The 10,060-nt window shown below is 63.9% G+C and carries 7 protein-coding genes; 5 read left to right on the top strand and 2 right to left on the bottom strand.

Annotated elements, in window-relative coordinates:
• Nucleotides 1-494: 494 nt before the first annotated feature.
• From clpB to DH10_RS24755, 3 genes are all read left to right on the top strand, one after another.
• A complete protein-coding gene (gene clpB, locus DH10_RS24745) occupies nucleotides 495-3,101 on the top strand; it encodes an ATP-dependent chaperone ClpB (protein WP_192257650.1) in 2,607 nt (868 codons plus the stop codon).
• Between the two features lie 174 nt (nucleotides 3,102-3,275).
• Entirely contained in the window at nucleotides 3,276-3,635 is a 360-nt protein-coding gene (locus tag DH10_RS24750; protein ID WP_192257647.1) for an MmcQ/YjbR family DNA-binding protein, read from the top strand.
• Between the two features lie 140 nt (nucleotides 3,636-3,775).
• The gene (locus tag DH10_RS24755; protein WP_192257645.1) at nucleotides 3,776-5,293 is read left to right on the top strand and encodes a L,D-transpeptidase family protein; all 1,518 of its coding nucleotides are present in this window, start codon (nucleotides 3,776-3,778) and stop codon (nucleotides 5,291-5,293) included.
• On the opposite strand, the gene DH10_RS24760 is transcribed toward DH10_RS24755, so the two are convergent.
• Nucleotides 5,267-5,899 carry a TMEM175 family protein gene (locus tag DH10_RS24760; protein WP_192257643.1) on the bottom strand — a complete coding sequence of 211 codons (633 nt, stop codon included), beginning with the start codon at nucleotides 5,897-5,899 and terminating at the stop codon, nucleotides 5,267-5,269. The two genes, DH10_RS24755 and DH10_RS24760, sit on opposite strands and share 27 nt — an antisense overlap.
• Nucleotides 5,900-6,061: 162 nt before the next feature.
• On the opposite strand from DH10_RS24760, the gene DH10_RS24765 reads away from it, so the two are divergent.
• Nucleotides 6,062-7,618, top strand: a complete 1,557-nt coding sequence (locus DH10_RS24765; protein ID WP_192257641.1) for an MFS transporter — start codon at nucleotides 6,062-6,064, stop codon at nucleotides 7,616-7,618.
• Nucleotides 7,619-7,697: 79 nt separating this feature from the next.
• Here DH10_RS24765 and DH10_RS24770 read toward each other — a convergent pair whose 3' ends face one another.
• Nucleotides 7,698-9,677 carry a M23 family metallopeptidase gene (locus DH10_RS24770; protein ID WP_192257638.1) on the bottom strand — a complete coding sequence of 660 codons (1,980 nt, stop codon included), beginning with the start codon at nucleotides 9,675-9,677 and terminating at the stop codon, nucleotides 7,698-7,700.
• A gap of 145 nt (nucleotides 9,678-9,822) precedes the next feature.
• Here DH10_RS24770 and DH10_RS24775 point away from each other — a divergent pair, with 145 nt between their 5' ends.
• Nucleotides 9,823-9,963 carry a hypothetical protein gene (locus DH10_RS24775; RefSeq protein ID WP_192257636.1) on the top strand — a complete coding sequence of 47 codons (141 nt, stop codon included), beginning with the start codon at nucleotides 9,823-9,825 and terminating at the stop codon, nucleotides 9,961-9,963.
• Nucleotides 9,964-10,060: the final 97 nt, after the last annotated feature.

Consider the following 10,060-nt stretch of genomic DNA (forward strand, 5'->3'; position numbering starts at 1 on the left):
CAATGCCGACCGGGAGGGCAGCCCCGCCGATCGCGGCGACACCGCGGACATCGGCAACGAAGCAGTCGTCGCTGCCGCCGAAGAGGCAAGTGCGGCGCCGAGCGACAGTGGCGCCGAGCCGGCAGGCGGCACCAGCGAACCGGCGGTCGCCGACATAAATGACTGATCCCGGCAACTGATCCGGGTCCATTTTCAGGCATTCGAACGGCGGAGAGAAATCTCCGCCGTTTTCGTTTGCGCGCGTCGCGGGGAAGCGGATTCAGGCGATGCGCTTCAAGTCTTTGTTTTGATGCATGTCGTTCTCCCAAAACCGCTGCGCGCTTTTGGGCGATATGCGTTTAGAATATTCTGCGTTGACCGACATCAAGGCGTCTTGAGAGACCTGGGCCTATATACCATATCTCGGCTGAACAGGGCCTGGCTCGAATGAGCGGGTCCGTCACCGCAATCTGATCCGGTGCCGCAAAGCGGGCCGGTGATGGAAGGAGACAGATATGAATCTTGAGAAATACTCGGAGCGCGTGCGCGGCTTCATCCAGTCCGCGCAAACCATGGCGCTCTCGCGCAACCACCAGCAATTCACCCCCGAACATATGCTGAAGGTGCTCGTCGACGATGATGAGGGCCTTGCCGCGTCCTTGATCGAGCGCGCCGGCGGCCGTGTCCGCGACGTCAAGCTCGGCGTCGAGGCGGCGCTCGAGGCAATGCCCAAGGTCGAAGGCGGCAACGGCCAGCTTTACCTCGCCCAGCCGCTCGCCAAGGTGTTCTCGACCGCCGAGGAACTGGCCAGGAAGGCCGGCGACAGCTTCGTCACCGTCGAGCGGCTGCTGCAGGCGCTCGCCATGGAGAAGTCGGCCAAGACAGCCGACATCCTGGCCAAGGCCGGCGTCACCGCGCAGGCGCTGAACCAGGTCATCAACGACGTCCGCAAGGGCCGCACCGCTGATTCGGCCAATGCCGAGCAGGGCTATGACGCGCTGAAGAAATACGCGCGGGATCTCACCGCCGACGCCCGCTCCGGCAAGCTTGATCCGGTCATCGGCCGTGACGACGAGATCCGCCGCACCATCCAGGTGCTGTCGCGGCGCACCAAGAACAATCCCGTGCTGATCGGCGAGCCGGGCGTCGGCAAGACGGCGATCGCCGAAGGCCTGGCGCTGCGCATCGTCAATGGCGACGTACCGGAATCGCTGAAGGACAAGCAGTTGATGGCGCTCGACATGGGCGCGCTGATTGCCGGCGCCAAGTATCGCGGCGAGTTCGAGGAACGGCTGAAGGCCGTGCTCAACGAAGTCACCGCCGCCAGCGGCAACATCATCCTGTTCATCGACGAGATGCACACGCTGGTCGGCGCCGGCAAGGCGGAGGGCGCGATGGACGCGTCGAATCTTTTGAAGCCGGCGCTGGCGCGCGGCGAGCTGCACTGCGTCGGCGCGACCACGCTCGACGAATACCGCAAGCATGTCGAAAAGGACGCCGCCCTTGCCCGCCGCTTCCAGCCCGTCTTCGTCGACGAGCCGACGGTCGAGGACACCGTCTCGATCCTGCGCGGCCTGAAGGAGAAATACGAGCAGCACCACAAGGTGCGCATATCCGATTCGGCGCTTGTCTCGGCCGCGACGCTGTCCAACCGCTACATCGCCGACCGATTCCTGCCGGACAAGGCGATCGACCTGGTCGACGAGGCCGCGTCGCGGCTGAGGATGCAGGTCGATTCCAAGCCCGAGGCGCTGGACGAGATCGATCGGCGCATCATGCAGCTCAAGATCGAGCGCGAGGCGCTGAAGGTCGAGAAGGACGACGCCTCGAAGGATCGGCTGGCAAAGCTGGAGAAGGAGCTGGCCGACCTCGAAGAGCAGTCGACCGAGCTGACGGCCAAGTGGCAGGCCGAAAAGCAGAAGCTTGGCCTTGCCGCCGACCTCAAGAAGCAACTCGACGAGATGCGCAACGAGCTGGCGATTGCCCAGCGCAAGGGCGAGTTCCAGCGCGCCGGCGAGCTTGCCTATGGTAAGATCCCGGAGCTGGAGAAGAAGCTCAAGGAAGCCGAAGCCCAGGACGGCAAGGCCGGTATGGTGGAAGAGGTGGTCACGCCCGACCATGTCGCCCATGTCGTGTCGCGCTGGACCGGCATTCCGGTCGACAAGATGCTGGAGGGCCAGCGCGAGAAGCTCTTGCGCATGGAAGACGAGATCGGCAAGCGCGTCGTCGGCCAGGGCGAGGCGGTGCAGGCGGTTTCCAAGGCCGTGCGGCGCGCCCGCGCCGGTCTGCAGGATCCGAACCGGCCGATCGGCTCGTTCATGTTCCTCGGCCCCACCGGCGTCGGCAAGACGGAGCTCACCAAGGCGCTCGCCAGCTTCCTGTTCGACGACGAGAGCGCCATGGTGCGCATCGACATGTCGGAGTTCATGGAGAAGCACTCCGTCGCCCGACTGATCGGCGCGCCTCCCGGCTATGTCGGCTATGAGGAGGGCGGCGCGCTCACCGAAGCGGTGCGGCGCCGGCCATACCAGGTCGTGCTGTTCGACGAGATCGAGAAGGCGCATCCGGACGTGTTCAACGTGCTCCTGCAGGTGCTCGACGACGGCCGGCTCACCGACGGCCAGGGCCGCACGGTCGACTTCCGCAACACGCTGATCATCATGACGTCGAACCTTGGCGCCGAATATCTGGTCAATCTACGCGACGACCAGGACGTCGATGCCGTGCGCGACGAGGTGATGAGCGCGGTGAGAGCCTCGTTCCGTCCGGAGTTCCTCAACCGCGTCGACGAGGTGATCCTGTTCCACCGGCTGCGCCGCCAGGACATGGACCGCATCGTCGAGATCCAGCTCAAGCGCCTGGAGAACCTGCTTGTCGATCGCAAGATCACGCTGTCGCTCGATCACGATGCGATCGAGTGGCTGGCCGCCAAGGGTTATGATCCGGCCTATGGTGCGAGGCCGCTGAAGCGGGTGATGCAGAAGGAACTGCAGGACCTGCTGGCGGAGAAGATCCTGCTCGGCGAAATCCTCGACGGCTCGACCGTCAAGGTCACCGCCGGCTCCGATCGCCTGAACTTCCGCTCGAAGCCGACCGTGGTGGCGGCCGAAGCCGCCGCCTGATTCGAGCCGGAGCGGAGCAATTCCAGGAAAAGTGCTTAGCGATTTTCCGTCCGGAATTGCGTAAAACAAATACCAGGAGCGCGTCGCACCCGGCCGGTGCGGCGCGCTCTTGCATTTCGACAGGGCCTTACTGCAAAACCGACCTTGGTCGCGGTTCCAGGAGGGCTGATTCCAATGAAGCTCGAGGACTATAACGGCTTTTGCGCCTCGCTTCCCGCCGCGACGCATGTCGTGCAGTGGGGCGGCGCTCATGTCTGGAAGGTCGGCGGCAAGGTGTTCGCGATCGGCGGCCACAACCGGGAGGGCCAAGTCTTGGTCACCTTCAAATGCTCCGACATGGCCTTTGACGTGCTGAAGGAACAGCCGGGCTGCCGGCCCGCGCCCTATCTAGCCTCGCGCGGCATCAAATGGATCCAGCGCCAGACAAGCCAGAGCGTGGATGATGCTGCGCTGAAGGACTATCTGCGCGAAAGTCACCGCCTGGTCGTGCTGAAGCTGACTAAACTGGCACGCAGCGAACTGGGGCTACGCTGACATTCGTTCGGGATCATGGTGAAACGCCGGAAATCCGCCATCTTCATGCCCGGTTCATGTTGGAACCTTAATTTTGGTAACTGGTTTGCTGGCGAAAGCTTCGCCTGCCAAGACCGAGCCGACCGGAGAGCCTGACCCACATGCTGCGCACGATTTTTTCCCTTTCGGCACTCGCGGCCGGGCTGGTCTCTTCTGGCGCGCTCGCGGCGCCGAGCGGGGATGACGCGCAGAAGGCGGTTCGGCCGGCTCAGCACGGCGCACTCCTGCTCGCCCAGGACGGCAATGTCGACATCTATTATGATGCCAGGGGCAACCGGGTTCTTGTCGATGCCGACACCGGCAAGGTCATCGCCATCCAGCCGCCGCAGACCAGGCTCGATCGCCGGGCGCTGCGCCGCCAGTTGCGGATGCAGGAACTTGGGCGCGCGCCGGCCGAGGACGACGACCGCTACTATCTCGACAATCCCGACGACATGGCCCGCTTCCGCCGTCGCCAACTTGAAGAAGAGGGCAGGGTCATTCCGCCGCCGGTCGACGAGAACGACCCCTATAACGACAATTCCGTCGACGCCTATCCGCCGGCGCCGAGCGATGAGGGTTATGCCACCACCTATCCGGAGGCGCCAAAGTCGGACACCATCAAGCGCCAGCCGCTGAACGAGGCGTCGATCGATCCGGCGCAGCCAGGTCAGGGGGAAGTGCTGCAGACCAACCCGGACACCCATGCCGCGCTGCCGCCGGACACAGGCGGCAAGGCAACCGTCGATCCGTCACTGTCGCTCGGCGTGCGCCAGGACGTGGCCGAACTTCAGGTGCTGCTCGACCGCGGCGGTGCCTCGCCGGGTGTCATCGACGGCCGTTTCGGCTCGAATGTCGATAAGGCTTTGGCCGCCTATAACCAGATCACGGGCAGCAATCTGAAATCGACCGACGCGGTCGGCATCAAGACGGCGCTTGCTCAGTCTGGCGGCGACGCCTTCGCTTCCTATACGATCACGCCCGAAGACGCGGCCGGTCCCTATGTCGCTTCGATCCCGGAAGATTACAGCCAGAAGGCCAGGCTCGACCGCATGGGCTACACCTCGGTGACCGAGGCGCTGGCCGAACGCTTCCACATGGACGAAGGCTATCTGAAGTCGATCAACAAGGGGCTCGACTTCAATCGGCCCGGCACGATCGTCAAGGTCGCCAATTTCGGCAAGCTGGTGTCGACGCCGGTTGCCCGCATCGTCGCCGACAAGGACAAGAAGGAAGTCTTCGCCTATGACGCGGGCGGCAAGCTGGTCGCGGCCTATCCGGCCACCATCGGCTCGGCCGACACGCCGTCGCCGACTGGCATCCACACAGTGTCGCGCATCGCGCTCGACCCGAATTACACCTACAATCCCAGCATCAATTTCAAGCAGGGCCAGAACGACAAGATCCTGACCATCCCGCCCGGGCCGAACGGTCCGGTGGGCTCGGTCTGGATCGCGCTGGACAAACCGACCTACGGCATCCACGGCACGCCCGATCCATCCAAGATCGGCAAGACCGAGAGCCATGGCTGCGTGCGCCTGACCAATTGGGACGCGCGCGAACTCGCCAAGCTGGTCTCGCCGGGCGTCACGGTGGAGTTTGTCGGCGGATCGTCAGCCGATGATTTTGCGCAGCAATGAGCCGCGCAGCGCGGCGGCATAGATCAGCTGCACGAGCAGGATGAAGGCGATGCTCGCCAGCGGGGTGATGAGGCAAAGCGCTGTGCCGATCGCCCAAAGGATCTGCGCCTTGACGATGCGCTGATAGACGGTACGCCTCGTTTGCGCGTCGACCTCCTCCGCCAGCATGCCGTTCCTGTCGGCGTACCACCAGCTCGCGAAAAGTGTCACGCCAAGCATCAGAAGGTTCAGCCAGTAGACGAGCACCGCGACCCTGAACTCGAGGAAATCGGCCAGCAGGTCGGTGGAGAACGGCAGCAGCGCGATGAAGGCGAGAAAGCAGAGATTGAGCGTTGCGAGCCGCCGATCCGATTTCGCGATCAGGCCATGCTGCGCCTGCTGGCCGAACCAGAAGATGGTCAACGTCAGGAAGCTCAGCGCATAGGTCAGGAAACGCGGCGCAAGCGCCAGGACAGCCGCAAGCAGCTCGCCCTCCGAATGCACCACTTCATGCGCCGGCACCCTAATCTCCAGCACGATCAAGGTGAGCGCGATGGCAAAGACGCCGTCGGTTATGCCGACGATGCGTCCGCGCCCTTCGGCTGATGGTTCCAGCGGCCGCTTCATGGCTTCCCCCTTTGGCAATGACCGGCCGGAACCTAGCACGCGACGGCCCGTTTGCGTTGCGATTGCTACTTTCCTGGCCATGCGGTGAGTGCAAACTGGTTTCAAGGACTGCAATCTTCTGGCTCGTTGTTATGAATGCGCCGGAGAGCTAAGCAGGCTTTCATGCCTTCCTCGAGTGAAGCCACCGCCGATTCGATTTCGACCGCGACGCGCGCGAACGGAACGTTCTGCCCGCAAACGCAGCGCAAGTTCGTGCTGGTGGCTGCGATCCTGGCTTCAGCGCTCGGCTTCATCGACGGTTCTGTCCTGGCGATCGCCATACCGGCGCTGCGCGTCAATCTCGGCGCCAGCCTTGCGGAAGCGCAGTGGATCTCCAACGCTTACGCGCTGACGTTGTCGGCACTGATCCTGGCTGGTGGTGCCGCCGGCGACCGATTCGGCCTCAGGCGCGCCTTCGTCAACGGCATTGCGCTTTTCATCGCCGCCTCGCTCGCCTGCGCGCTGGCCCCCGATCCGGCAGTGCTGATCGGCTTCCGCGCCATCCAAGGCATCGGCGCCGCCATCATGGTGCCGGGCAGCCTCGCCATCATCGCCAAGGCCTATCCGAAAAAGGAGCGCGGCCGGGCGATCGGCATCTGGGCGGCCGCTTCGGCGCTGACGACGGCGCTTGGGCCGGTGCTGGGCGGCTTCGTGCTGTCGACCTTCGGCAACGGCGTCTGGCGCGCGATCTTTGCCGTCAACCTGCCGCTCGGACTGGTTTCGATCTATCTGCTGCTCGCCAAGATCCCGGCCGACCAGCCGACCGAAAAGCGCAGCCTCGATCTCGGGGGTGCGGCGCTCGCCACACTTGCCTTCGGATGGCTGGCCTACGGGCTGACGGCGATGAACGCCGAGGGCGGCGGGATGATGGCCGGGCCGGCGATCGTCGCCGGCGTGGTCCTGCTCTTCGTCTTCATCCTCTACGAGCGCTGGCAGCGCGAGCCGATGATCGATCTCGGCCTGTTCCGCATCGGCGCTTTTGCCGGCGCCAATCTGGCGACCTTCTTCCTCTACTTCGCGCTGTCGGCGAACCTCTTCTACCTGCCGATGGTTCTGATCGCGGGTTGGGGACTGAGCTCGGCCGAGGTCGGCTTCATCTTCCTGCCGTTGTCGGCATCGATCGCGCTGCTGTCGGGGCCGGTCGGCCAGTGGTCCGACAAGATCGGCCCGCGCCTGCCGATCGCCGCCGGCAGCTTCGTCGTTGCCATCGCCTTTGCCGGCATGGCCCTGCTCGCCCATACCGGCGTCCATAATTTCTGGACCGGAACCTTTCCGCTGATGGCTTTGATGGGGCTCGGCATGTCGCTCGTGGTGTCGCCGCTGTCGACGGCGGTAATGACCTCGGTCGACGACAAGGACACTGGCGCCGCATCCGGCATCAACAACGCCGTCTCGCGCGTCGGCGGGCTGATCGCGGTGGCGGCTATGGGTTCGCTCGCGGCTTTCGTCTATGCGCGATTGACCGGCAACCCCGCCGGCATCCCCGGTTTCGGCGAACCGCCCCAGTCCGGACTCGCGGCCAATCTCGATGCGTTGAGGATTGCGGCAAGCGATTCGGCTTTTGCCGCGGTTGCCGCGGTCACGGCGCTGCTTTGCCTGCTGTCGTCGATCATCGCCTGGTTCACCGTGCCCGGCCAGGCGCTGCCCTGGCCGCAGCAGACGGGCGATTCGCGTGATTAAAGCAGTTTGACGCAATTCCCGGACGGAAGGCTAAGGCGAAGTCGCCGAGCCCAACCGCTACGCACTTTCCTGGAATTGCTCAGTTGGGAACCTGCGAATCGGTCTTGGCGCTGGCGACCTTCAGCGAATTTCCGTCTTCCTGCTTGAGCAGGTCGTCGATGCGCTCGCGCTCTTTCTTGAAAGCGACGAGGTCGTCGCCCTTCAGCACCTTGCCGACCGGCAGGCGGACACGCATCGAATCGACCTTGGTGCCGTTGACGATCAACTCGTAGTGGAGATGCGGGCCGGTCGACAGACCCGTCTGGCCGAGATAGCCGATGACCTGGCCCTGGCGGACGTGAACACCCGGCTCGATGCCTTTGGCAAAAGCGCTCTGGTGATTGTAGGACGTCTCGTAGCCGTTGGCGTGACGGATGATGATCTGCTTGCCGTAGCCGCCGGCCCAGCCGGCTTTTTCGACCACGCCATTGCCAGCGGCGATGATCGGCGATCCTATTGGAGCGGCCCAGTCTGTGCCCGTGTGCATGCGCACATAGCCGAGAATCGGATGCCGACGGGCACCGAAGCCGGAGGTGAAGCGACCATTCGGCAGTGGGTTGCGCAGCAGGAACTGCTTGGCGCTGCTGCCGTTCTCGTCGAAATAGTCGACGCTGCCGTCCTGCATCTGGAAGCGGTAGAAATTCCGCATCTGTCCGCCGAAGGTGGCCGAAACATAGAGAAGCTCGGAACTGTCGGAGGTCTGGTCGTCGCCGTCAGGCTGCGAGAACAGGACCTCGAGACGATCGGAGGGCGAAAGACGCGACTGGAAATCGACGTCCGAGGCAAGAAGCTTGATCAGCTTCTGCGTCATTGATTTCGACATGCCGTAGGAATAGGCGGCACGATAGATGCCGTCATAGACATTGGGCAGGTTGCCGCGAACCACCACCGGCGGCGAATCGTCGAATGCGGTCAGCAATTCGGGATTGGGCTCCGGCTCCTGTGCCGGCACGAACTGCCCGCGATCGTCGAGCGCGATGGTGACGATATGCGTGGTGCGGTCATAGACGCTGGTGCGGACGACCTTGGCGATATCGCCGCGCACCTCGAGGCCGACGCGCAGCACGGTTCCTGCCTTCAGTGCCGTCGCGTTCAAGAGCTTGCCGATCGCTTCCGCCATCCCGGTGGCGTCATCGCCGGTGTAGCCGGAATCGGCGAAAGCTTCGGCGATGTCCGTATCCTGGGTGAAAGGGATGATCTCTTCGGCAAAGGCCGGCGCCTGGTCGTCCGGCGTGGCGCGCGTTGTCACCGAGACGTTTTCCGGCGTGATCTTGACGTCGTAGGAACCGGCCATGCTCTCGGCGAAGGCGTCGCCGAATCGTTGTGGGTCGACATAATGAAGCGCCGCGACCTGGACGGCGCCGTCGCTGAGGCCATTGCCGGCTTCGCGCACGACCTTTTCCACTTCGTCGGCGGAGAGATCACTCTTTTCGTCGAAGGATGCCGTCTCGATCGGGAAATCGACCGTCTTCAGGCTCATCTCGCTCTCGACCTTGGCGCCGTAGATCTGGCCGGCGACCGCGGCGGCGGTGGCCGGCTGGGCGTTGTCGTCGCCGTCGTCGCCGAAGACTTGTAGCGGGTCGAATGGCGGGTAGGGGCGGCTGGTGGTGTGGCCGGCCGCAAGCGCCATCTTGATCTGCACGAACGGCATGGTGTGGATAACGTCGCGGTCGCCGACCTTGGTGACCATCGACACTTCCATGCGCCGGCGGTCCTTGGCTCTGGCGATCTGGCGCGGCGCGACCAGCCTGGTCGTCTTGGCCTGCTCGCCGGAATCATCGCCGCCGCTGGCGAGGTTGATGAGCTCGGCGATTTCCGGCGGCGTCGCCAGCTGCTGGCGCCCGTCAAGCGCCGCGAACAGGGCCACGCCCATCAGCACGCTCGAGGTCACGCCGGTCAGGAAAGTGCCCGAAAGCCACCGCGCCGAGACTTCGCGGCGGTCAGGCGGACCGCTGCGGCCGTCCGCGATCAGCGGCGGCTCGTTGCCGAGTTCGGCTATGACATCTTCCGTGTCTGGCATCCAGAAAGGCTGCTTCTTCCCCGGGCGAAACGGCTTGTCGTTGTCGTTGCGGCCATGACATTTGCCTGTCGCGGCCATTGAAGTCAAACGAAGCGGCAAGCCGGGGCCGATATCCCCAATCACGCGTCTCTTACGAACGGTGCTCTTGTCGTCTGTTGTCGAGGCTCTCACGCATACGCGCGCGCTTCCTTACTATGTGCCGGTGTCGAACCTCAATGCGGCGGCAATAGGGCTCGATGCGGGCGACTATGGAGCTGCCGCAAGGGCAGTCGGCTATGAAAAGTAGCTTCCGAAAAATTTGTCGCAAAAAATTCAAGAAAGTTCGAAATCGGTGTTGACGCGTCGAGGGAGCTCCGACTATATACGCCCCACCAACGAGGGCG

This window comes from Mesorhizobium silamurunense (genome assembly GCF_014843825.1).
Classification (GTDB): domain Bacteria; phylum Pseudomonadota; class Alphaproteobacteria; order Rhizobiales; family Rhizobiaceae; genus Mesorhizobium; species Mesorhizobium silamurunense.